This is a genomic window from Cryobacterium tepidiphilum, from assembly GCF_003716325.1.
GTDB lineage: Bacteria > Actinomycetota > Actinomycetes > Actinomycetales > Microbacteriaceae > Cryobacterium > Cryobacterium tepidiphilum.
In genome coordinates this window covers 44,741-66,990 of the sequence record NZ_RDSR01000007.1, presented here as the reverse complement: position 1 = coordinate 66,990, position 22,250 = coordinate 44,741, and the positions used below count along the sequence as shown (strand labels likewise).

Sequence of the window (22,250 nt, the reverse complement as noted above, 5' to 3'; positions counted from 1 at the left end):
CACGAGCGCGAGAGTCAGTGAGTGGTCAGCAGTGAAGCGGTGTCGGAGATGAGCACCGGGCTGGGCGAGCGCTACGGACGCACCCGCACGCGCACCCGGCGTGACCGCGTCATCCTCTGGAGCGTCGGGGCCGCGTTCGTCGTCGTCTTCGCCGCCTGGGTCGTGTGGGCCGGCCTGGACGGGTCGAAGGCCTCCATCGAGACGCGGGACCTCGGGTACACGGTCGTCGATGACCACGCCGTCAGCGTGGCGTTCGAGGTGTCGGCTCCCACCGGCACGCCGCTCAGTTGTGCGGTGCAGGCGCTCAACACCGATTTCACGATCGTGGGCTGGAAGGTCGTCGACCTGCCGCCTTCCACCGACTACACCCGCACGTTCAGCGAGACGGTGCGCACGAGCGGTCGGAGCGAGTCAGGGTTGATTTACCGCTGCTGGCTGACCTAGAGTGGTGTATTCGCCCTGACGGACTCGTCGGGGCGTCGATCATATCTGAGCCCCCTGTACCCGCAGGAACGCCAGAGAGGAGAGTACCCATGACTACCGACACCACGGTCACCTGGCTGACCCAGGAGGCATACGACCGCCTCGCGGCGGAACTGGAGACTCTGAGCACCACGGGCCGCGAAGAGATCGCCAAGAAGATCGAATCGGCCCGCGAGGAGGGCGACCTCAAGGAGAACAGCGGTTACCACGCGGCCAAGGATGAGCAGGGCAAGCAGGAGGCGCGCATCCGTACGCTGACCCAGCTGCTGCGCACCGCCGAAGTGGGCGACGTTCCCGAGAGCCACGGCGTCGTCGAGCCCGGTCTGGTGATCACCGCGAGCATCGCCGGTGACGAGACCCGCTTCCTGCTCGGCAGCCGGGAGATCGCCGGCAACAGCGATCTCGACGTCTACAGCGAGCAAAGCCCGCTCGGCGAGGCCATCATCGGCCTGAAGGCCGGCGAGAAGACCAGCTACACGGCACCCAACGGCAAGTCCATCGAGGTCGCCATCACGAGCGTCGACACCTTCGCCGGCTGATCGCCCGCCAGGGCCGCGTCAACCGATCTGCGGGTTGTACCCGGCGCCGCGCAGCAGGTCGACGACCTGCTGGCGGTGCTCGGGTCCCCGGGTCTCGACGCTGATGTCCAGCTCGACCTCGGTGAGCTGAAGCCCGGTCCCGTGCCGGGTGTGCAGCACCTCGTTCACGTTGGCGCGTGCTTCGGCCAGCAGTTCGGAGATGCGCGCGAGCTGGCCCGGGCGATCAGGCAGCATGATCTTGAGGGTAAGGTACCGGTCCGACGCCGCCAGTCCGTGGCTGATCACGCGCTGCATGAGCAGCGGGTCGATGTTGCCGCCCGAGAGGATCGCGACGGTGGGCCCGAGCGACGGGATCTTGCCGGCGAGGATCGCGGCAACGGAGACGGCGCCGGCCGGCTCGACCACGAGTTTCGCACGCTCGAGGAGCACCAGCAGTGCGCGGGCGATGTCGTCCTCACTGACCGTGACGACCTCGTCGACGTACTCCCGCACCAGGTCGAAATTGAGCGTGCCGGGCTTGGCCACGGCGATGCCGTCGGCGATGGTGGGTTCGATCGTGATGTCGACGGCCTCGCCGATGGCGAGCGACGGCGGGTACGCGGCGGCCCTGGCCGCCTGCACGCCGACCACGCGGATGTCGCGCCCCTCGGCCGCTGCGCGCTGCTTCACCGCGCTGGCGACACCGGAGATGAGGCCGCCCCCGCCGATCGGCACGACGACCGTGGCCACGTCGGGCGCCTGGTCGAGGATCTCCAGTCCGAGCGTCGCCTGTCCGGTGACGACATCGATGTGGTCGAACGGCGGGATCAGCACCGCCCCGGTCTCCAGCGCGTACTCCGCCGCCGCCAGCAGCGGCTCGGTGACGGTGTGGCCGCGGAGCTTCACGTCGGCGCCGTAGTCCCGGGTGGCCTGCAGCTTCGGCAGGGCGACGCCGAGCGGCATGAAGATGGTGGCCTTGATCCCCAGCTCCCGGGCCGCGAAGGCGACCCCCTGGGCGTGGTTGCCGGCGGATGCGGCGACCACGCCACGCGCACGCTCCTCGGGCGTGAGGCGCGACATGCGGTAGTACGCACCGCGGATCTTGTACGATCCGGTGCGCTGCAGGTTCTCGCACTTGAGCAGCACCGGCGACCCCAGCACCTCGTGCAGGTAACGCGAGCTCTCCATGGGGGTGCTCTGCGCCACCCGTGCCACCACATCCCGGGCCTCCTCGATCTGGGCGAGGGTCGGGCCGGACGCGGGTTCAGTCATCGGTGGTGCTTCCTGAGTCGGGGGCGCGGCGGGCTGGCGTCGCATCCGTTGGGGTGGCTTCTGTCGTCGCCTCGGGGTCGGTTCGCTCCACGCGGCGGGCGTCGCGCCCGGGACTCCGGAAACGCGGGAGCGACTGGGGCACCGTGCGCCAGAGGGGCGCGGGCGGTCCCGCCGGTGGCGGCACTCCGCGCCAGGCGCCGCTGGAGATGTACCCCACCATCACGTTGAGCACCGCGGCGATCGGCACCGCGAACAGGGCGCCGGGGATCCCGGCCAGCAGCGAGCCCGTCGCAACCGCGAGCACGACGGCCAGCGGGTGCACCTTCACGGCGGTTCCCATGATCAGTGGCTGGAGCACGTGGCCCTCCACCTCCTGCACGAAGAGCACCACGGCGAGCATGAAGAGCGCCGGCACCGGTCCGAGGAACAGCAAGGCGATCACGACGGCGACGGCACCGGTCACCACCGCCCCCACGATGGGGATGAAGGATCCGAGCAGAACCAGGATGGCGATGGGGATCGCCATGGGCACGCCGATGATCACGGCGCCCAGGCCGATGCCGATCGCGTCGATCGTGGCCACGAGGATCTGCACGCGGGCGAAGTTGCCGAGCGTCTCCCAGCCGGCGCGGCCGGCCCCGTCGATCGCGGCCCGGGCGTTGCGCGGGAAGATCCGCACGACCCAGGCCCAGATGTTGGCTCCGTCGACGAGGATGAACAGCAGGCAGAACAGGGTGAGCAGCAGACCGGCCACCAGGTGCCCGAGCGACGTCCCCACCGACAGCGCGCCACTCACGAACACGGCGCTCTCGTTCTGCACCGAGTCGAGGCCCTGGGCCACGAAGTCGTTGATCTGCGCCTCGGTGAGGTGCAGCGGGGAGGTGAGCAGGAACTCCTTGAGACCCTCGTAGGCGATCACGAGCCGGGCGCTGAATCCCTGCGACCCCTGCGCGATCTGGGTGGCGGCCAGCGTGATGAGGCCGCCGACGATCGCGAGCGAGCCGAGCAGTACGAGGGCCACGGCCAGGCCCCGCGGCCATCGATGCCGGGTGAGGAATGTGACGACCGGAACCAGGAGGGCGGCAACGAGGACGGCGACGAGGACCGGGATGACGATGAGCCGCAGCTCGATGACGAGAAAGATCAGGACGGCGACGGCGCCGCAGACGATGAGGAAGCGCCACGACCACGCGGCCGCCAGCCGGAGGCCGGGCGGCACGGAGCCGGAGTCGGATGGCACAGTGGGCAGGCCGGGATCCTCCGATGCCCCGGCGTCGATCGCGCGGGCACCGAACAGTCTGCCCCAGCCCGACTTGGAATCCGCCACGATCACAGTCTAGGACGCCGCGGGAACCGCCCAGTGCCGCCGCTGTCGGTGGGGAGCGCTAGTCTCGTTTGCCATGGTGAACTCGGTCTCCCCCGCCCTCGCCCGGCGCATCGCCCTTGCCGCGCAGGGATTCGGTCGATCCCCGGCCGGACCGGTCGGCATCCGTCGTCTCGATGCCCTCATCAGGCGGCTCGGGTTGCTGCAGATCGACTCGGTGAACGTCTTCGAGCGTAGCCACTACCTTCCGGCGTTCAGCCGGCTCGGCGTCTACGACAAGTCGCAGCTCGACCGGCTCACCGACGACCCGGCGCGGTACACCGAGTACTGGGCCCACGAGGCGTCGTTCCTGCCGCTCGCGACGCGGCCGCTCTTCGAATGGCGGATGCGCGACTTCCGTGAGCGGGCGGCAGCCACCGACGACCACTGGTCACATGCCAATCGCGGCATGCTGGACTGGTTGCGCGCGGAGCTGGCGACCAGCGGTCCGCTGCCGGCCAGCGCGATCGAGCACGACGCCAACAAGCGGCGGGGCCCCTGGTGGGGATGGTCCGATGTGAAGACGGGTCTCGAGGTGCTGTTCCGCTGGGGCGAGGTCGTGAGCGCGGGACGGTCCCGGTTCGAGCGCGTCTACGCGCTCGCCGAGGACGTCCTGCCGGCGGAGCTCCTCGGGATGGAGGTCCCCCGCACCGATGCCCACCGCGAGTTGGTGGCGCACGCGGCGCGCGCCCACGGGATCGCCACGGCGAAGGACCTCGCCGACTACTTCCGGTTGAAGACCGCCCCCACGCTCCACGCCATCACCGAGCTCGAGGAGCGCGGCGACCTGGTGCCCGTCGAGGTAGCGGGCTGGGGCCGGAACGGCGCTCCCGGCCGCGCCTGGCTGCACCGCGACGCCCGGCTCCCGCGCCGCATCGAGGCCGCTGCGATCCTCTCGCCGTTCGACCCGGTGGTGTGGGAGCGGGCGCGGGCCGAGCGACTGTTCGGGTTCCGCTACCGCATCGAGATCTACACGCCCGCTCCGCAGCGGGTGTTCGGCTACTACGTGCTGCCCGTCCTCCTCGGCGACCGGCTGGTGGGGCGCGTGGACCTCAAAAGCGACCGGCAGGCGGGCGTGCTGCGCGTGCAGGCGGCGTGGACGGAGCCCGGCGCGCCAGCGCACACGGCCGAAGCGCTCGCATGCGTGCTGCGGGCGACGGCCGACTGGCAGGGCCTCGGCGACGTCGAGGTCGTGCCACGCGGCACGCTGGCCGGCCCGCTCGCGGCAGCCCTCGCGGCGCCGCTCCCCTCGGCGGGCGACGCCCCCGCTCGCCCCGGAGCAGGCTAGAAGGTGCGGCCCATCGTGTGCAGGCGGTCCACCCGGTCGGCGATCGGCGGGTGGGTGCTGAACAGGCGGCTCATCAGGCCCGGCCGCAGCGGGTCGGCGATCCACAGGTGCGACATCGACGTGTTCTGCTTGCGCATCGGGCGACCATAGGCCTCCAGCTTGAGCAGTGCGCTGGCGAGGGCATCCGGATGTCGCGTCGTCATCGCGCTCGTCGCATCCGCCAGGTACTCGCGCTGCCTCGACACCGCGAGCTGCACCATGCTCGCAACCAGCGGTGCGACCACCATCGCCGCGAGGCCGAACACCATGACGACCGGGTTGGTGTTGTTGTTGTTGTTATTGCGGCCGAAGAACGCCATGCGCAGGAACATGTCGGCGATGAACCCGACGGCCACGACGAGGCCGAACACGACCAGCGAGACGCGAATGTCGTAGTTGCGCACGTGCCCGAGCTCGTGCGCCATGACCCCCTCGAGCTCGGAGTCGTCCATGATGTCGAGGAGCCCCGTGGTGGCGGCGACGATCGCGTGTTCGGGGTCGCGACCGGTGGCGAACGCGTTCGGCGCCGGGTCGTTGATCACATAGATCTCGGGCATGGGCGTGCCGGTGGCGATCGAGAGGTTCTCCACCGTGCGCCACAGCCGCGGCAGCTCGTCCTTGCTGGTGATGCGGATGCCGCCGCTCATCGCGACGGCCTGCCGGCCGGCCATGTAGTACTGGAACCAGGCATACAGGGCAGCGATGACGATGGTTGCGACGAAGATGCCGTATCCGCCCGGCCCGTACACGTACTGGGCGAGGGCGCCGAGGGCTCCGATGAAGACCAGGAAGAACAGGATGATGAAGACGGTGTTGCGCTTGTTCTTCGCTATCGCGCTGTACATGGCCTCTCCGGGCTAGAACTGCACGCGCGGCGGCTGCGCGATGGCCGCCGTGTCGGTGACCTCGAAGAAGTTGCGCTCGGTGAAGCCGAGGTTGCGGGCGAAGGCGTTGTTGGGGAACACCTTCATCTTGGTGTTCAGTTCACGCACACCGCCGTTGTAGAACCGGCGCGACGCCTGGATCTTGTCTTCGGTGTCGACGAGCTCACCCTGGAGCTGGAGGTAGTTCTGGCTGGCCTGCAGCTGCGGGTACGCCTCGGCGACGGCGAAGATGCTCTTCAGGGCGGTCTGCATGTGGTTCTCGGCAACGGATGCCTCGGCCGGGCCCTGCGCCGAGAGCGTCTCGGCGCGCGCACGGGTGACGTTCTCGAACACGCCGCGCTCGTGGGTGGCGTAGCCCTTGACCGTCTCGATGAGGTTCGGGATCAGGTCGGCGCGTCGCTTCAGCTGCACGGTGATGTCGCTCCACGCCTCATCCACCCGCACGTTCAACGTGACGAGGGAGTTGTACGTCGCCCAGAGATAGATGCCGATGATGGCGACGATCACGACGACGATGAGGACCGGGATGAGCCATTCCATGGCAGCGACTCCTTGTGATTGAGTGGACCATCGGGGTCCGTACGTGGTGCACGGCAATCTTAGCCGCGCGCCCTGTCGCTCCCATGTGCTTCCCATCACTCTCGAAGCTAAGTCGTAGGCTCGGGAACATGAGTGAGTCGCGAGCGGATGCCGGTGGGCCGGAGCCGGGCTCCGGCCGGCGGGCCCGGGGTCGGCCGCGGGGCTCCGCGGGCGAGACCAGCGCGGACACGAGGGCGCTCATCCTCGCTGCCGCGGCGCACGAGTTCGGCGCCCGCGGCTATGAGGCGGCGTCGCTGCGGGCCATCGCCCGCCGAGCCGGCGTGGACCCAGCGCTGATCCGGCACTACTTCGACGACAAGGCCGATCTCTTCGCCACGACCATCGAGGCGCCGTTCCGGCCCGACCGCATGGTGCCGGTGATCCTGGCCGGCCCGCGGAGCGAGGTGGGCGAGCACCTGGCCCGATACGTCCTGACCGAGCTGACCTCGCCGGCCGCCCAGAACCGGGCGGCGCTTGTGCTGCGCACGGCCGTGGGCCACAACGCGGCGAGCAGGATGCTCAAGGAGTTCCTCGTGCGCGAGGTGCTCCACCGCATCGCCTTGGCCATCCACACCGATGACGCGGAGCTCCGCGCCAGCCTCGCGGCATCCCAGATCGTCGGCCTCATGCTCACCCGGTACGTCCTGAAGCTGGAGCCCATTGCCAGCGCGCCGGTCGACGACCTCGTCGCCCGGCTCGGCCCGGTGCTGCAGTGGCACCTCGTGGACTACGCGGTCGGCGGCGCCGTCGCGGCCCCCTCGCCGCCGGCGACGGAGAGCCTTGACAGCCAGGGCGACCCAGGCGAATAATTCGCCATATGGTGAATAATGCGGAACCGGCGGTGCTCGTCGACGACCTGCATGTTCGGCGTGGAAAGCACGCGGTGCTCCACGGCTTGAGCCTCCGTGTGCCCCGGGGCGGCGTGGTCGGGCTCCTCGGGCCGAGTGGCTGCGGGAAGACGACGCTGATGCGCTCCATCGTGGGGGTGCAGGTGGTGCGCTCGGGATCCGTGACGGTGCTCGGCCGCCCCGCGGGGAGCGCCGCGCTCCGCCACCTGGTCGGGTACGTCACCCAGACGCCCTCCGTTTACGAGGACCTCACGGTGCGGCAGAACCTCCGGTACTTCCAGTCGGTGCTCGGCGCCCCGCGTGACGACGTCGACCGGGTGATCGGGGCGACCGACCTCGAGGCGCAGGCCGGGCAGCTGGTGGGCTCGCTCTCGGGCGGCCAGCTCAGCCGGGTCTCGCTCGCCGGGGCGCTGCTCGGCTCGCCGGAGCTCCTGGTGCTCGACGAGCCGACCGTGGGCTTGGATCCGGTGCTCCGCGTGCAGCTGTGGGAGCTGTTCCATCGCCTCGCGGCCGCGGGCACCAGCATTCTCGTCTCCAGCCACGTGATGGACGAAGCCAACCGCTGCGACCGGCTGCTGCTGATGCGGGACGGCGAGATCCTCGCCGACGACACGCCAGACGGCCTGCTGGCCGCGACCGGCGCGGAGGACACCGAGGATGCCTTCCTGTCGCTCATCGGGCAGCATCCGCCGGCCAATCGGCCGCCGCACCACGGGAGGCACTCATGAACCCGCGGCGCACCCTCGCCACGACGGGGCGCATCCTCACCCAGATCCGCCACGACCCGCGCACGATCGCGCTGCTGCTCATCGTTCCGAGCCTCCTGGTGGGACTCGTCGCGTGGATCTTCGCCGACACCCCGGTGTTCGGTGTGATCGGGCCGGCCATCCTCGCCCTGTTCCCGTTCATCGTCATGTTCCTGATCACGAGCATCACGACACTGCGCGAGCGCCGCACGGGCACGCTGGAGCGATTGCTGTCGATGCCGCTCGGCAAGGGCGACCTGATCCTCGGGTACACCCTCGCGTTCGGGCTGCTCGCCGTCCTGCAGTCGGCCGTCGCCGTCGGGTACGCCGTGTGGGTGTGCGGCCTGGAGATCGAAGGTTCGGTCTGGCTGCTTCTCGCCGTCGCCGTGGCGGATGCCGTGCTCGGCACCGCCCTCGGCCTGCTCGCCAGCGCGTTCGCGCGCAGCGAGTTTCAGGTGGTGCAGTTCATGCCGGCGCTGGTGTTCCCGCAGATCCTGCTGGGCGGAATCTTCCTGCCGCGCGAACAACTGCCCGACGTCCTGCGCGCCATCTCGGACTGGCTGCCTCTCTCGCACGCGATCGACGCGCTGCAGGCGGTCGCCGCGGACTCGGAGGACGCCGCCTACGTCGGCGGCGAGCTGCTGATCATCGTGGCGTGGATCGTGGGCGCCGTCGTGCTCGGCTCGGTGACGCTGCGCCGCCGCACGCCCTGAGCCGCCCCAGGCCCCCCGTGCCCCCACTGGGATTCGAACCCAGACTGCGACGATTTTAAGTCGTCTGCCTCTGCCGGTTGGGCTATGGGGGCGCATCCGTTGCCGCAAGTTTACGGGCCGCCCGAGCCGCAGGTTCGCTGCGCGGGCTGAACGCCGCTGCGCGGGCTGAATTCAGCCCGCGCAGCGGCGTTCAGCCCGCGTAGCGGGTTCGGGGCATGGTTCTACTTACCGGAGGCCTGCTCGCCCACCGGGACCTCGACGGGATTCTCGGCGACCGGGCTCGCGGCGCGCGGGGCCTTGGGCGCCGTGCTCTTCGCCGGGGCACTCTTGGCGGTCGTGCTCTTGGCTGTCGTGCTCTTGGGCGCGGCGGTCTTGGCCGTGGCGCTCGCGGCGGCGGTGCTGCCCTTCTCGGCGGTGGCCTTCGGGCTGGCCTTCGGGGCGGCCTTGGCGCGAGGCGCCTTCGCTGCAGGCTCCTTCACCGTGGCGTCGGCTGCCGCTGGTGCGGCGACCGGCGCGCCGACGGGTGCCGCGGCAACGGATGCCGGAGCTGCCGGCGCCGCAGCCGCTGCGGGGGGCTTCGGGCGCGCCGCGAACTCCATGAACGCCGCACGCGGCTCTTCGAGCGCAGGCAGCGACACGATGTCACGGCCGAGGAAGAAGTTGCCCACCCAGCCGCCGATCACCCGGAGCTTGCGCTCCCAGGTGGGCATGGCCAGGCCGTGGTAACCGCGGTGCGCGAACCAGGCCGGGAGGCCCTTGATGGCGGTCTTGCCGGACTGGAACACGCCGTAGCCGATGCCGAGGCCCGCGACGGCGCCGAGGTTCTTGTGCACGTATTCCGTCGGGCCCTCGCCGCGCAGCACGGCAACGATGTTCTTGGCCATGAGCTTGCCCTGGCGCACCGCGTGCTGGGCGTTGGGCACGCAGTAGCCGCCCACTCCCCCGCCGGTGAGGTCGGGAACGGCGCTCACGTCGCCGGCCGCCCAGGCGTCCTCGACGATGTCGTCCTCGGTTCCCACCCGGAGGTCGGCGCGGGTGCGGATGCGGCCGCGCTCCTCGACGGGGAGATCGGTGTTGCGCACGATGGTCGGGTTCGCCATGACGCCGGCGGTCCAGACGATGAGGTCGGACTCGAAACTCTCGCCGGTCGACAGCTCGATCCTGCCGTCGACGGCGCTCGTGAGCTGGGTCTCCAGGTGGATCTCGGCGCCGCGCTGGGCGAGGTTCTTGATCACCCAGTGGCTCGTGGGCAGTGACACCTCGGGCATGATGCGCCCCATGGCCTCGATGAGGTGGAAGTGCGTGTCTTCGAAGCTGATCTGCGGGTACTTGGGCAGCAGCCCCGACGCGAGGGAGCGGAGCTCAGCGAAGATCTCGATGCCGGCGAAACCGCCGCCGACGACGACGAACGTGAGCAGGCGGTCGCGCTCGGGGCCGGGAGCCAGCTGCGCCGCCTTGTCGAAGTTCGTGAGCAGTCGGTCGCGGATGGCGACGGCCTCCTCGATGGTCTTGAGCCCGATGGCCTGGTCGGCGACGCCCGGGATCGGGAACGTGCGCGACACCGATCCGGCGGTGACCACGACGACGTCGTAGTCGAACTCCCACGGCTCGCCCACGGCGGGCGTGATCGTCGCCTTCTTCTCGGCGTGGTTCACATTGGTGACCTTGGCCGTGATGACCTCGGTCGTGCGCAGGTGACGACGCTGCGAGACGACGGCGTGCCGCGGCTCGATGGAGCCGGCGGCGACCTCGGGCAGGAACGGCTGGTAGGTCATGTACGGCAGCGGGTCCACGATCGTGACCTCGGCTTCACCGGGGCGCAGCCACTTCTCGAGCTTCCATGCGGTGTAAAAGCCGGCGTAGCCACCACCAACGATGAGAATTTTCGGCACGATAAGAAGCTCTCCTCCATGAATACTGATTCTGCGGACCGCGAACACGGATGTTACTGGTTGCGTCGAATCCGTTTGAGATGCCGAGTGGCCCCTATGCCCAACAGCGCTACCAGAATAGCAAACCCCAGTAGCACGGCGAGCGGCAGGCTGATATAGGTCAGCGACAACGGGCTCGGCAGCCAGCTGGACGCCGTGGCACGGCGCGGAACCGGCGGGTCGGCCTGGATCGTCGGCGGCGCCACCTCCACAGGAGTCGGCACCGGCGTCGGCTCGACCTCGGCCCGGCGGTGCAGGTGGATCCACTGGCGGAGCTGCTGCTCCGGCGTCGTGCTGGGCGCGGTCGACACGGTGGCCTTGACCGCCGCCTCGGCGTCGATGAGCCCGTACCCGTAGATGGGGCTGGGAACGGTGTGGCCGTTGGGGTCGGCGGTGGCGATGATGCGGTGGATGACATCCGCCGCGCCCAGCTCGGGGTGCGCCGACCGCACCAGCGCGACGAGGCCCGAGACGATCGGCGCGGCCGCGCTCGTGCCGTTCCACATCAGGTAGCCGCCGTCGGGGGTGACGCCCACCATCTCCTCGCTCGGGGCTGCGACCGAGATGGTGATGCCCTGCGAGGACGCGTCGAAACTCGCGGACTTGTCGCGGTCGACGCCGGCGACGGTGAGCACGCCGGGGATGGTGGCGGGCGCGCCCACCTCGGTGGTGCCGCTCCCCCGGTTGCCCGCCGCGGCCACGACGACCACGTCGTGCTCGAACGCATAGAGGAACGCCTTGTCCCAGCTCTCCGGCCACGCGAGGGTGTTGCGGGTGAGCGACATGTTGATGACGCCCGCGCCGTTGTCGACGGCCCAGCGGATGCCGTCGGCGATCTGCTCGTCGTTGCTGATCTCCGAGTCGCTGTCGCCGAAGGCCACCGACACCGACAGGAGCGAGGCCTCGGGCGCCACGCCCAGGATGCCGTCACCCTGGGCGGTGCCGCGGCCGGCGAGCAGCGAGGCCACCATGGTGGCGTGCTCGCTGCCGCTGCCCACCGGGGTCTGGCCGTCGGGGGAACCCAGCCCCGACACATCCGTGCCGCCGACGACGGCGTTCCCCAGGTCGCGCACGCCGGTGGCCACGCCCGTGTCGATGATGGCGACCTTGACGCCCGCGCCCTTGGTCACGCTCCAGGCCTTGACGAATCCGTAGTCCTGCAGCCAGTACTCCAGGTCGCGCACCTGGTCGGCGTGGGCCGGCGCGGCGTCGGCCACGACCGAGCCCGCGCCGAGCAGGGCGGACACGGCGATCGCCGCGCCGACCCCCAGCCGCCGAAGGAAGCGGGTCACGAGCCTGCCGGGCGGGCCGCGCCGGGAATCGCCTCGGCTGCCTGGGGGTCGGCGGCGGGGACGCATTCGCACACCGACGGGCTCCAGGAGCAGCGCTCGAGGGCGAGGTCGCCGATGGGGTTGAGGCCGGGTCCGGCGGCCAGGGCGTGCGCGGCGAGGGCGTGCAGGCATTTCACCCGCTCGGGCATGCCGCCCGATGAGATCCCGGCGATCTCGGGCACGCTGCCGAGCTTCTCGCGGTCGGCCAGGAAGCTCTCGTGCGCCGACCGGTACTGCTCCCGCAGCTCGGGGTCGTCGGCGAGCATCTGGTTGTACTCGTTCATCACCTGCGTCGCCTCGAGGTGCGAGATGGCGGCAGTGGCGGCGGGATGCGACAGGTAGTACAGGGTGGGGAACGGCGTGCCGTCGCTCAGGCGCGGCGCGGTGGCGACGACGGTCGGCGCACCGCACACGCAGCGCGCCGCGATTCCGGCGACGTCGCGGGCGGGTCGGCCCAGCTGGGCCGACACGGCCGCCACGTCCGCCTCGGTGGGCGGCGTGAACGGGGGGCGCGTCACTTCGCGCCCCCGGAGCCGAGTCCCGCGGTCATGATCGACGCGAACATCGACTGCATCCAATCCACCTGGTCGTCCTCCTGGATGTGCTTGCTCACCGGCGCCGTATCGGTGTTGGTGGCGCTCTCGGGCAGGTCGTTGATCACGAGGAAGCTGATGTCACCGGGCAGCACGTAGGAGAGCCGCTCGCGCGCCTGGGTGATGACATAGGTGCGGTCGTTCCAGCGTTCGCGCTGGGCCCGGGCGTCGTCGACGGTGGCCTTCGCGTCCTGCACGCTCGCCCGCAGGTCGGCGATCTGCTGCCGCTGGGCCGCGTAGCTGTGCAGGCTGGGTGCGAGCACGATCACAGCCAGCACGAGGATTCCCATCATCACGAGCGAGAAGCCCGAGAAGCGGATGCCGCGCAGCCAGCCGCCGGCGGCCGACGGGTCGCCGGGCATCGCCACGGGTTGCCGGTCGTGGTTCTTTGCCACGGCGACTCCTCTCCCCCTGTCGGGCCCGGGCGGGCTCTCGCCCGGCCCGCGCCCGAAATGGTCAGGCCGTGAAGCGCGGGAAGGCGCTGCGGCCGGCGTAGACCGCCGCCTCGCCCAGCTCTTCCTCGATCCTCAGCAACTGATTGTACTTGGCCACGCGCTCACTCCGGGCCGGCGCACCGGTCTTGATCTGACCGGCATCCGTTGCGACGGCGAGGTCGGCGATCGTCGTGTCCTCGGTCTCGCCGGAACGGTGCGACAGGATTGCGGTGTAGCCCGAACGCTGCGCGAGGGCGACGGCGTCGAGGGTCTCGGTGAGGGTGCCGATCTGGTTCACCTTAACGAGGATGGAGTTGGCCGCCCGGAGGGAGAGGCCCTTGGCCAGGCGCTCCGGGTTGGTGACGAAGAGGTCGTCGCCGACGATCTGCACCTTGCCGCCGAGTTCCTGGGTGAGGTGCACGTAGCCGTCCCAGTCCTCCTCTTCCAGCGGGTCCTCGATCGACACCAGCGGGTAGGAGGCGACGAGGTCGGAGTAGTAGGCGACGAGCTCCGTCGCGGAGAGCTGCTTGCCCTCGAAGGTGTACGAGCCGTCGGAGTAGAACTCGGTCGCGGCGACGTCGAGCGCCAGGGCGATGTCGGTGCCCGGCGTGTAGCCGGCGTTCGTGATGGCTTCGACGATGAGGTCGAGGGCGGCACGGTTGCTCGGCAGGTTGGGGGCGAAGCCGCCCTCGTCGCCGAGGCCGGTGGCCAGTCCCTTCGACTTCAGCAGCGCCTTGAGCGCGTGGTAGGTCTCGACTCCCCAGCGGAGCGCCTCGCTGAAGGTCTCGGCGCCGAGAGGGACGATCATGAACTCCTGGATGTCCACGTCGTTGTCGGCGTGGGAGCCGCCGTTGATGATGTTCATGAGCGGCACGGGCAGCGTGTGCGCGTTCGGCCCGCCGAGGTAGCGGAACAGCGGCAGGTCGGCGGAGTGGGCGGCGGCCTTCGCGACGGCGAGGCTCACGCCGAGGATGGCGTTGGCGCCGACGCGCTCCTTGTTGGGCGTGCCGTCGACGGCGATGAGCACCTGGTCGATGATGCGCTGGTCGGTGGCGTCGAGGTCTTCGATGGCCGGGCCGAGTTCGTCGATGACGGCGTCGACGGCCTTCTGCACGCCCTTGCCCAGGTAGCGGCCCTTGTCGTTGTCGCGCAGTTCGTACGCTTCGAACGCCCCGGTGGATGCTCCCGAGGGCACCGCCGCGCGGCTCATGCTTCCGTCGTCGAGCAGGGCTTCGACCTCGACGGTGGGGTTGCCGCGAGAGTCGAGAATTTCGCGTGCGTCTACTGCCTCAATGAGAGCCACAACTGTCTCCTGTGTGATTGGGGTGGGAAGGGTGCCTGCGGAAAACGGCGGTGTCATCCGCTGACAGTCTACTGACGGGCGCGGGGCGACCGGATGTCAGGCGAGCGGCTTGAACTCGAGGCTTGCGGCATCTGTCACGCCGGCGCCCACGAAGGCGAAGCGGGTGTAGCCCGCTGCCGCGGCCCGCTCCAGCACGGGCTTCAGGTTCTTCGCCCGGCGCTCGAGGCGCACTCGATTGCCGCCCGCGGCCAGCTCGGCCTTGAGGGTCACAAGGGCCGCCGGGTCGGCGTCCTTCTCGTGCACGAGCACGACGGCGTCGACGCCGGCACCCGCATCCGCTGGGAGCAGGTCGACGATACGCTCGAAGCCGATGGAGAAGCCGCAGGCCGGCACGTCGGTGCCGAGGAACCGGCCGATCATGCCGTCGTAGCGGCCGCCGCCGCCGAGGGAGTAACCCAGGTCGGGGTGGGCGATCTCGAAGATGGTGCCGGTGTAATAGCCCATGCCGCGCACCAGGGTGGGGTCGAAGACCAGGCGGATGCCGGGCATCGCGCCGCGGAGGGCGAGAAGGTCGTCGTAGGCGGCGACGTCGAGCCATGCGGGAGGGGCGTCGGCGAGGAGGTCCCAGCCGGCGCCCGCGATGGCGTGCAGGGTCGCGGTGATCTCGTCCGCCTCCCCCGCGGCCGCGATGCCGAGGGAGGTGAGCTCGGCGACGACGCCGTCCACGCCGATCTTGTCGAGCTTGTCGATGGTGATGAGTGCCCGATCCGTCAGCTCGGGCGCGATGCCCCAGTGCGCGAGGAGCCCGGCCAGGACGCGGCGGTCGTTGATGCGGATCGAGCAGCCGGTCAGGCCCAGGGCGTCGAGCGCGGCGGCGGTGGCCGTGATGAGTTCGACCTCGGCCAGCGGCCCGGCCTCCCCGATGATGTCGATGTCGCACTGCATGAACTGCCGGAAACGGCCCTTCTGGGGCCGCTCGGCGCGCCAGACCGGTGCGATCTGGATGGCGCGGAACACCGTGGGGAGCTCGGCGCGGTGGGTGGCGTAGAAGCGTGCCAGCGGCACGGTGAGGTCGAAGCGGAGGCCCAGGTCGGCCAGCGAAAGCAGGTCGCCGCTCTCGGCCGCCGCCGCGGCATCCGCGGGGCCCAGCCCTCGCTTCATCACGGCGAATGCGAGTTTCTCGTTGTCGCCGCCGAGGCCGGAGTGGAGCCGTGCGGCGTCCTCCATGACCGGCGTCTCGATCTCGTCGAAACCGTGCGAGGCGAAGCTGTGACGGATGACGCCGAGCGCGTGCTCCCTGCGCGCCTTCTCTGCGGGGAGGAAATCGCGCATCCCGCGCGGCGGTGTCACTGCTGCTGCCATGGTCTCCATCCTGCCAGAGCAAACGTTCTCTCTCGCAAAGGGGCCGGTCATGAGCGAATTATTTTGGTTTCACCCCTTCCGTTAGCCGACGGATCATGATGTAATTTCACCTTGGGGGCTCCGCTGACATTCTCTCAGCATCTCCCACCCACCAGCTCTCACACCCGCAAGGAGAACTAGCCCTATGTTCATGCCCGTTTCTGCTTCCCGACCGGTCGCCGTTGCCGAGGTCGGAACGTCCACATGGGAAGTGCGCGAGGGGTCAACGGTGATGGGCTACATCCACCGGGCCGGGAACGTGTTCGTGTCGCTGTCGGGCGGCAACATCAACCTGGCCGTCGAGGTGGCGCAGTCGCTCACCCTGGCCCGTGCCCTTGAGGCACTCGGCGTGCGCCAGGCGACCGCCGCGCGGGTGCGTCTGGGCTGAGCGGGTCAGCCGGCCGCGGCATCCGCTTCTGCCGAGCGGATCTCGGCCTGCAGGTCGCGAACGGCGCCGCGAAGGGCGCGTTCGGCGTCGAGGCCCTGCGCCTTCGCCGAGGCGACGATCGCCAAGAGCAGCGGGCCGAGCTCGTCCTCGCTCTCAAGCGGCACGCCCGCGCCGGCCTCCTGCTCCAGGAGCCCGATCTTCTGCGCGCGGCCGATGACCTTGTCGGCGAGCGCCAGGGCGGGCATCCCCTGCGGGATGCCGTCGAGCACGCTCGTGCGATGCGGCTTCTCCGCCGCCTTGAACCCGTCCCACGCGGCGATCACCTCGTCGGCGGTCTCCAGGTTCTCGTCGCCGAAGACATGCGGATGCCGCCCGATCATTTTCGCGGTCATGTGCGCCGCGACGTCGTTGATGTCGAACTCCTCGCCGGGGGTGTGCGCGGCGATGTCGGCGTGGAAGAGCACCTGGTAGAGCACGTCGCCGAGTTCCTCGATCATCTCGTCGCGGTCGCCCGCCTCGATGGCCTCGATGAGTTCGTGGGTCTCCTCGACGAGGTACTGCACGAGCGAGGCGTGGGACTGGTCGGCGTCCCACGGGCAGCCGCCGGGCGCCCGCAGCACCGCGACGGTGTCGATGAGCCGGTCCAGCTCGGTTCTGTCGGTCACACGGGCCTCCTCTGTGTGAACTCCATGGTACGTCGCGCCAAGAGCGGTCTCCTTCAGGCGGAACCGGGACGGCAGGCCGGTGCACGGACCGCTCCCTGCGGTTTTTCCTGATTGAGAGACCTGCCCCGCTCCTACTCGGCGCTAGTGTGGGGCGCAAGCCGAAGGGAGTGCCATGACGACGGAATGGGTGAGCTTCACGATCGGCATGCTGGCGGTAGGGATCACGTTGGCTGTCGCGCTCGTGCGCTATATCCTGACGCGGCACGACGATCCGCCTGCTGGCCCCGACCCGGATGACACGCTCCCCAGCGCCAGGGCTCGGGCAGAAGCGGCGAAGGCCGACACCCATAACCGCATCGACCGCACCATCGTCTAGAGGCCCGCTGCCACGGGCCGGAATCGCGACGGCCGAACGCGAGCAGTAAGCTGGGCATCGGTGAGCCGGGAAGTCTGGTCGGCGGGCGACGCATGTCGCTCTCACGATTCGTAACGACCACGGGGCCCGCCCCGGGTGAGGCGCCCATGACCCTCTTCCGCTCCGAGCGCTTCGCCGCCGCACTGCTGCTCACTGCGGCCGTGCTGGGCCTCGTCCTGGCGAACACCGCCATCGGACCGTGGCTCCTCACCGTCATGGACTCCCCCGCACACCTGCCTTTCGGCCTGGAGCTGTCGGCACGGCACTGGATCAGCGATGGCCTGCTCGCCGTCTTCTTCTTCGTCGTCGCCGTGGAACTCAAACGCGAACTGGCCATCGGCGATCTCAGTAGCCCGGCCAAGGCTGCCCTCCCCGCGGTCGCGGCGGTCGGCGGCGTTGTTGTTCCGGCCGGCATCTACCTGGTCGTCACCGCCGGCTCAGGGCTCGCGTCGGGGTGGCCGGTGCCCACGGCCACCGACATCGCCTTCGCACTCGGCGTGCTCGCGGTCTTCGGGCGCCACATCCCCACGCGCGTGCGCGTCTTCCTGCTCGCCCTCGCGGTGCTCGACGACCTGGTCGCCATCCTGATTATCGCGGTCTTCTTCACCCACGACGCACAGCCGGCGTTCATCGCCCTGGCGGCAGTGACCGCCACGCTGTTCGGGCTGACCAGCCGGATGCTGAAGCCGCGGGCCCCCTGGGTGCTCGCCCGCAGGCCACGCTGGCCGCTCATCGTCGCGCTCGTGCTGCTTGGCGCACTCAGCTGGTACTTCACGTTCCGCTCCGGTGTGCACGCCACCATCGCCGGCGTGGCGCTCGGTCTGGTCATGGCCCGGGTGCCCGCGGGCCGCGCTCACCATGTGCTCGAGCCGTATTCGAACGGCATCGTGCTGCCCGTCTTCGCGTTCTCGGCCGCGCTGGTCGCGATTCCGGCCGTGCCGCTGAGCGGGCTCAGCGCCGCCTTCTGGGCGATCGCGATCGCCCTGCCGGTCGGCAAGTTCGTCGGGATCACCCTCGCCGGGTGGGCCGGAAGCCACCTTGCCCGTCGACGCGACCGGCCGGCCCTCCACCTCCCCGACATCATGGTCGTCGCCAGTCTCGGCGGCATCGGCTTCACGGTGTCGCTGCTGATGAGTGAGCTGGCGTTCGCGGGCGATGACCGCATCGCCGACGAAGGCATCCTCGCGGTGCTCGTCGGTTCCGGCATCGCCATGGTCGTGGCCGCGGCAGTGGTCAGTGCCCGGTCCCGCCACTATCGTCGGTTGCACGCGCAGCGATAGGCGGGCACCGCGCATGCCGGTGCGTGAGAACCAGCTGTAGCCTCGCATCCGTATATTGCGGGTGCGCCCGCGCGCAGCTGGTTCTCGTGCACTCGAACGGCTACGGGGCGGGGGCCGGCTGGCTCTCGACCGGCGCCGGGAAGATCGCGGTGAGGAACGAGCCGACCCAGTCGATGAGCTCGGCGTCGCCCGGCGCCTCCCCGTTCACCCGCGGCATCGGCACGGTGAGGGACCCGTTCTGGGTGAAGTAGCGCGCCCCCGGGTACATCCGTTGCAGCCGCACCTGCATGGAGTCGGGCAGCTCGACGGGCGCGACGCGCAGGTTCGAGCCCATGGCGACCACCTCGCCGAGGCCGGCCTGCTGGGCGCGGCGGCGGAGCCGCGAGACCGCCATGAGGTTTGCCACGGCGACGGGCGGTTCCCCGTACCGGTCGGTGAGTTCCTCCAGCACGAGGGCGATCTGGTCGTCCTTGGCCGCCGGCGAACTCGCGGTGGAGAGCTTCTGGTATGCCTCGAGCCGCAGGCGCTCGCTGTCCACGTACTCCTCCGGGATGTGCGCGTCGACCGGCAGCTCGAGCCGCAGCTCCGTCTGCCCCTCGGCCACGTCGCCGCGGAAGGTCGAGACGGCCTCGCCGATCATGCGCAGGTACAGGTCGAAGCCGACACCAGCGATGTGCCCGGCCTGCTCGCCGCCGAGCAGGTTGCCGGCGCCGCGGATCTCCAGGTCTTTCAGCGCCACCTGCATGCCGCTGCCGAGCTCGTTGTTCGCGGCGATCGTCGACAACCGGTCGTGCGCCGTCTCCGACAGCGGCTTGTTCTCGTCGTAGAGGAAGTAGGCGTAGGCGCGCTCCCGCCCGCGCCCGACGCGGCCGCGCAGCTGGTGCAGCTGGCTGAGCCCGTACTTGTCGGCGCGGTCGATGATGATGGTGTTCGCGTTCGCGATGTCGAGGCCGGTCTCGATGATGGTCGTGGTCACCAGCACGTCGAACTTCCGCTCCCAGAAGTCGACGACCACCTGCTCCAGCGCCGCCTCGGGCAACCTGCCGTGCGCGACGGCGATACGCGCCTCGGGCACCAACTCCGCGATCTGGGCGGCGATGCGGTTGATGCTGGAGACCCGGTTGTGCACGAAGAACACCTGACCCTCACGCAGCAGCTCACGCCGGATCGCGGCCGCGACCTGGCGTTCGGAGTAGGGGCCGACGAAGGTGAGAATCGGGTGCCGGTCCTCGGGCGGGGTCGCCAGCGTCGACATCTCACGGATGCCGGTCACCGCCATCTCGAGCGTGCGCGGGATCGGCGTGGCGCTCATGGCGAGGATGTCGACGTTGGTCTTGAGCTTCTTGAGGGCGTCCTTGTGCTCGACGCCGAAGCGCTGCTCTTCGTCGATGATGACGAGCCCGAGGTCCTTGAAGATGATCGAGTCGGAGAGCAGGCGGTGCGTTCCGATGACGAGGTCGACGGTGCCGTCGAGGAGGCCGGCGACCGTCTCGCGGGACTCCTTCTCGGTCTGGAACCGGCTGAGGGCGCGCAGATGAATCGGGAACCCGGCGAAGCGTTCCTGGAATGTCTCCATGTGCTGGCGCACGAGCAGCGTCGTCGGCACCAGCATGGCTACCTGCTTGCCGTCCTGGATGGCCTTGAACGCGGCACGCACCGCGACCTCGGTCTTGCCGAACCCGACATCTCCCGACAGGAGGCGGTCCATGGGAATGGCCCGCTCCATATCCGCTTTGACCTCGTCGATTGTGGTGAGCTGGTCGGGCGTCTCGGCGAACGGGAAGGCCTCCTCGAGCTCCCGCTGCCAAGGCGTGTCGGGGCCGAAGGCGTGCCCCTTGCTCGCCATGCGCGCCGAGTACAGCTTCACGAGCTCCACGGCGATGTCGCGCACGGCGCGGCGGGCCTTGCTCTTGGCCGAGGCCCAGTCGCTGCCGCCCATCTTGCTGAGCGCCGGCGCCTCGCCGCCCACGTAGCGGGTGAGCAGGTCGAGCTGGTCGGTGGGCACGAACAACCGGTCGCCCGCCTGGCCGCGCTTCGACGGGGCGTACTCGAGCACGAGGTATTCGCGCTTGGTCTTCACGGGGTTGCGGCCGCCGCTCGACACCTCACGCTGGGTCATCTCGATGAACCGGCCGATGCCGTGGGTCTGGTGCACGACATGGTCGCCGGTCTTCAGCTGCAGCGGGTCGACGACGTTCTTGCGCCGGCTGGCGAGCTTCTTCACCTGCCGGGAGTCGTAGCCGACGGTGCGCCCGTAGAACTCCGACTCGCTCACCAGCGTGAGCGTGATCTCCGGCATCTCGAAACCATGGTCGACGGATGCCTTCAGCAGGTAGGCGATGCCGGGTTCCGGGTCGACGGGGAACTCATCGACCATCCGCGCGGGCAGTTCGTGCTCGCCGAGGAGGTCGGCGGCGCGCTCGACGAGGCCGGCGCCCTGGGCGGCGATCGCCACCGTCCAGCCGGCCTTGAGGCGCGTGGCCAGGTGGATGACGGCCCCGTCGACGTTGCCCTGGAAACTCGGCACGGCATCCGCGTCGATGCGCACGGTGAGGAGGTCCTCCATGTCCCGGTGCTCGGGCAGCACCTGCTCCTGGCTGGGCGCGGACTGGAAGGAGCTGAGCGTCCACCAGGCGTTTCGGGAGGCCGGCTGCCCGGGAGCGGTGAAGGTGACGGCGTCGCGCAGCTGGTTGAGGGTGAGGAAGTCGCCGGATTCCAGGTCGATCGGCGCCTCGGCCCCGGCGGTGGCGGCGTTCCACGCCGCAGAGAGGAACTCGCGGTTCGTCTCGGCGAGGCTCACCGCGCGGGAGGCGACGCGTTCGGGCGAGACGACGGCGACCGCGGCGCCCTCCGGCAGGTAATGCGTCACCGGCACCAGCCGGTCGACGAGCGCCGGCGCGAGGCTCTCCATGCCGTCGACCGGGATGCCCTCGGCGATGCGGGCGAGCATGCCCGAGAGGCTGGGGAACTCGTGCTGCATCTCCCGGGCGCGCTGCCGCACGGCGGGGCTGAGCAGCAGCTCGCGGCTCGGCGGGAGCGTGATCGACGCGATGGGTTCGGGGAGGGAGCGCTGGTCGGCGACCGAGAAGGCGCGCATCTGCTCGACCTCGTCGCCGAAGAACTCGACCCGGTACGGGTGGGGCGCCGTGGGCGGGAAGACGTCGAGGATGCCGCCGCGCACCGCGAACTCGCCGCGGCGGGTCACCATGTCCACGCGCGAATACGCGACGTCGACGAGGTCCAGGGCGATGCGGGACAGGTCGTGGCCGCGTCCGCCGGCGACCAGCTCGAGGGGCTCGAATTCGGTGAGGTTGTCGGCGACCGGCTGCAGCGCCGCGCGCACGGAGGCCACGACGACCAGCGGCGGACGCTTCGCCGGCTCGGTCTCCTGCCAGGTGCGCATCCGCCGCAGCGCCTGCAGGCGCTTGCCCACGATCTCGGCGCTCGGGCTCAGCCGCTCGTGCGGGAGGGTCTCCCAGGCGGGGAACTCGATGATCTCGGCCGGGTAGGCGGACTCGGAGGCGAAGCATCCGAGGTTCTCACGCAACGCCTCGGACTCCCGGCCGGTCGCGGTGATGACGAAAAGCGCCTGCGGCAGGTCGAGGGTGCGTCGCTGGCGCATGAGGCCCGCCAGCAGCGGTGCGCGCATCCCCTCGGTGAGCGAGAAGTCGGCGTCGCGGCCTGCGTAACCGAGGGCCTTATCGAACGTGGAGGCGCCAGAAAGCGCTGCGATTAAGCCCTGGAGGATCACTCGCCCCAGTTTACCCGCCCGCCAG

General features: G+C 70.0%; 21 protein-coding genes and 1 tRNA gene. 9 read left to right on the top strand and 13 right to left on the bottom strand.

Translation table 11 applies throughout. The features are described from left to right. Positions 1–21: 21 nt before the first annotated feature. Both EEJ31_RS06040 and greA read left to right on the top strand, forming a co-directional pair. Positions 22–444 (top strand): DUF4307 domain-containing protein, encoded by a 423-nt coding sequence (locus EEJ31_RS06040; RefSeq protein WP_233563760.1) that lies wholly within the window; start codon positions 22–24, stop codon positions 442–444. Positions 445–533: 89 nt separating this feature from the next. Then, on the top strand, positions 534–1,022 hold the full coding sequence (greA, locus tag EEJ31_RS06035; RefSeq protein ID WP_123045397.1) for a transcription elongation factor GreA: 489 nt from the start codon (positions 534–536) through the stop codon (positions 1,020–1,022). 18 nt (positions 1,023–1,040) lie between these two features. On the opposite strand, the gene ilvA is transcribed toward greA, so the two are convergent. Together ilvA and EEJ31_RS06025 are read right to left on the bottom strand one after the other, a co-directional pair. Next, entirely contained in the window at positions 1,041–2,273 is a 1,233-nt protein-coding gene (gene ilvA, locus EEJ31_RS06030; protein ID WP_123045396.1) for a threonine ammonia-lyase, read from the bottom strand. Further along, complete coding sequence (locus EEJ31_RS06025; protein WP_233563759.1) at positions 2,266–3,600, bottom strand: AI-2E family transporter; 1,335 nt, start codon at positions 3,598–3,600, stop codon at positions 2,266–2,268. Before EEJ31_RS06025 ends, ilvA begins: the two co-directional genes overlap by 8 nt. Positions 3,601–3,673: 73 nt before the next feature. Between EEJ31_RS06025 and EEJ31_RS06020 the strand changes: the two genes are divergently transcribed. Further along, positions 3,674–4,924 (top strand): winged helix-turn-helix domain-containing protein, encoded by a 1,251-nt coding sequence (locus EEJ31_RS06020; protein WP_123045395.1) that lies wholly within the window; start codon positions 3,674–3,676, stop codon positions 4,922–4,924. Here EEJ31_RS06020 and EEJ31_RS06015 read toward each other — a convergent pair. Together EEJ31_RS06015 and EEJ31_RS06010 are read right to left on the bottom strand one after the other, a co-directional pair. Next, positions 4,921–5,808 (bottom strand): M48 family metalloprotease, encoded by an 888-nt coding sequence (locus tag EEJ31_RS06015; RefSeq protein ID WP_123045394.1) that lies wholly within the window; start codon positions 5,806–5,808, stop codon positions 4,921–4,923. The two genes, EEJ31_RS06020 and EEJ31_RS06015, sit on opposite strands and share 4 nt — an antisense overlap. A 12-nt stretch (positions 5,809–5,820) precedes the next feature. Then, positions 5,821–6,387, bottom strand: coding sequence for a LemA family protein (locus EEJ31_RS06010; RefSeq protein ID WP_123045393.1), 567 nt, complete (start codon positions 6,385–6,387; stop codon positions 5,821–5,823). Positions 6,388–6,515: 128 nt separating this feature from the next. On the opposite strand from EEJ31_RS06010, the gene EEJ31_RS06005 reads away from it, so the two are divergent. The 3 genes from EEJ31_RS06005 to EEJ31_RS05995 are packed head-to-tail and all read left to right on the top strand — an operon-like array spanning position 6,516 to position 8,733. Next, positions 6,516–7,235 carry a TetR/AcrR family transcriptional regulator gene (locus tag EEJ31_RS06005; protein WP_123045392.1) on the top strand — a complete coding sequence of 240 codons (720 nt, stop codon included), beginning with the start codon at positions 6,516–6,518 and terminating at the stop codon, positions 7,233–7,235. 8 nt (positions 7,236–7,243) lie between these two features. Beyond that, positions 7,244–8,002, top strand: coding sequence for an ABC transporter ATP-binding protein (locus tag EEJ31_RS06000; protein WP_123045391.1), 759 nt, complete (start codon positions 7,244–7,246; stop codon positions 8,000–8,002). Then, positions 7,999–8,733 carry an ABC transporter permease gene (locus tag EEJ31_RS05995; protein ID WP_123045390.1) on the top strand — a complete coding sequence of 245 codons (735 nt, stop codon included), beginning with the start codon at positions 7,999–8,001 and terminating at the stop codon, positions 8,731–8,733. Before EEJ31_RS06000 ends, EEJ31_RS05995 begins: the two co-directional genes overlap by 4 nt. A gap of 18 nt (positions 8,734–8,751) precedes the next feature. Here the strand turns inward: EEJ31_RS05995 and EEJ31_RS05990 are convergent. From EEJ31_RS05990 to hisS, 7 genes are all read right to left on the bottom strand, one after another. Continuing rightward, positions 8,752–8,825, bottom strand: a tRNA-Leu gene (locus tag EEJ31_RS05990). Between the two features lie 129 nt (positions 8,826–8,954). After that, positions 8,955–10,625, bottom strand: a complete 1,671-nt coding sequence (locus EEJ31_RS05985; RefSeq protein WP_233563758.1) for an NAD(P)/FAD-dependent oxidoreductase — start codon at positions 10,623–10,625, stop codon at positions 8,955–8,957. 53 nt (positions 10,626–10,678) lie between these two features. Beyond that, entirely contained in the window at positions 10,679–11,956 is a 1,278-nt protein-coding gene (locus EEJ31_RS05980; RefSeq protein WP_233563757.1) for a S8 family peptidase, read from the bottom strand. Continuing rightward, entirely contained in the window at positions 11,953–12,513 is a 561-nt protein-coding gene (locus tag EEJ31_RS05975) for a DUF501 domain-containing protein (RefSeq protein WP_123045388.1), read from the bottom strand. Before EEJ31_RS05975 ends, EEJ31_RS05980 begins: the two co-directional genes overlap by 4 nt. Next, on the bottom strand, positions 12,510–12,983 hold the full coding sequence (locus EEJ31_RS05970; protein WP_123045387.1) for an FtsB family cell division protein: 474 nt from the start codon (positions 12,981–12,983) through the stop codon (positions 12,510–12,512). The genes EEJ31_RS05975 and EEJ31_RS05970 overlap by 4 nt, the downstream gene beginning before the upstream one ends. Before the next feature lie 61 nt (positions 12,984–13,044). Beyond that, positions 13,045–14,325 carry a phosphopyruvate hydratase gene (gene eno, locus EEJ31_RS05965; RefSeq protein ID WP_123045386.1) on the bottom strand — a complete coding sequence of 427 codons (1,281 nt, stop codon included), beginning with the start codon at positions 14,323–14,325 and terminating at the stop codon, positions 13,045–13,047. Between the two features lie 96 nt (positions 14,326–14,421). Then, positions 14,422–15,687: a histidine--tRNA ligase gene (hisS, locus tag EEJ31_RS05960; protein ID WP_123045385.1), complete on the bottom strand. Its 1,266-nt coding sequence runs from the start codon at positions 15,685–15,687 to the stop codon at positions 14,422–14,424. A 184-nt stretch (positions 15,688–15,871) separates the two neighbouring features. Between hisS and EEJ31_RS05955 the strand changes: the two genes are divergently transcribed. After that, entirely contained in the window at positions 15,872–16,114 is a 243-nt protein-coding gene (locus EEJ31_RS05955; RefSeq protein ID WP_123045384.1) for a hypothetical protein, read from the top strand. 5 nt (positions 16,115–16,119) lie between these two features. On the opposite strand, the gene EEJ31_RS05950 is transcribed toward EEJ31_RS05955, so the two are convergent. Next, positions 16,120–16,779, bottom strand: a complete 660-nt coding sequence (locus EEJ31_RS05950) for a MazG family protein (protein ID WP_123045383.1) — start codon at positions 16,777–16,779, stop codon at positions 16,120–16,122. Positions 16,780–16,951: 172 nt separating this feature from the next. On the opposite strand from EEJ31_RS05950, the gene EEJ31_RS05945 reads away from it, so the two are divergent. Both EEJ31_RS05945 and EEJ31_RS05940 read left to right on the top strand, forming a co-directional pair. Further along, the gene (locus tag EEJ31_RS05945) at positions 16,952–17,155 is read left to right on the top strand and encodes a hypothetical protein (protein WP_123045382.1); all 204 of its coding nucleotides are present in this window, start codon (positions 16,952–16,954) and stop codon (positions 17,153–17,155) included. A 146-nt stretch (positions 17,156–17,301) separates the two neighbouring features. Beyond that, a complete protein-coding gene (locus EEJ31_RS05940; RefSeq protein WP_123045381.1) occupies positions 17,302–18,474 on the top strand; it encodes a Na+/H+ antiporter NhaA in 1,173 nt (390 codons plus the stop codon). Between the two features lie 100 nt (positions 18,475–18,574). Here EEJ31_RS05940 and mfd read toward each other — a convergent pair whose 3' ends face one another. Further along, entirely contained in the window at positions 18,575–22,225 is a 3,651-nt protein-coding gene (mfd, locus tag EEJ31_RS05935; RefSeq protein WP_123045380.1) for a transcription-repair coupling factor, read from the bottom strand. Positions 22,226–22,250 lie beyond the last annotated feature (25 nt).

Coding starts and splice junctions, on each gene's coding strand:
- greA (WP_123045397.1), top strand. CDS start 534: ATGACTACCGACACCACGGTCACCTGGCTGACCCAGGAGGCATACGAC.
- ilvA (WP_123045396.1), bottom strand. CDS start 2,273: ATGACTGAACCCGCGTCCGGCCCGACCCTCGCCCAGATCGAGGAGGCC.
- EEJ31_RS06020 (WP_123045395.1), top strand. CDS start 3,674: ATGGTGAACTCGGTCTCCCCCGCCCTCGCCCGGCGCATCGCCCTTGCC.
- EEJ31_RS06015 (WP_123045394.1), bottom strand. CDS start 5,808: ATGTACAGCGCGATAGCGAAGAACAAGCGCAACACCGTCTTCATCATC.
- EEJ31_RS06010 (WP_123045393.1), bottom strand. CDS start 6,387: ATGGAATGGCTCATCCCGGTCCTCATCGTCGTCGTGATCGTCGCCATC.
- EEJ31_RS06005 (WP_123045392.1), top strand. CDS start 6,516: ATGAGTGAGTCGCGAGCGGATGCCGGTGGGCCGGAGCCGGGCTCCGGC.
- EEJ31_RS06000 (WP_123045391.1), top strand. CDS start 7,244: ATGGTGAATAATGCGGAACCGGCGGTGCTCGTCGACGACCTGCATGTT.
- EEJ31_RS05995 (WP_123045390.1), top strand. CDS start 7,999: ATGAACCCGCGGCGCACCCTCGCCACGACGGGGCGCATCCTCACCCAG.
- hisS (WP_123045385.1), bottom strand. CDS start 15,687: ATGGCAGCAGCAGTGACACCGCCGCGCGGGATGCGCGATTTCCTCCCC.
- EEJ31_RS05955 (WP_123045384.1), top strand. CDS start 15,872: ATGTTCATGCCCGTTTCTGCTTCCCGACCGGTCGCCGTTGCCGAGGTC.
- EEJ31_RS05945 (WP_123045382.1), top strand. CDS start 16,952: ATGACGACGGAATGGGTGAGCTTCACGATCGGCATGCTGGCGGTAGGG.
- EEJ31_RS05940 (WP_123045381.1), top strand. CDS start 17,302: ATGACCCTCTTCCGCTCCGAGCGCTTCGCCGCCGCACTGCTGCTCACT.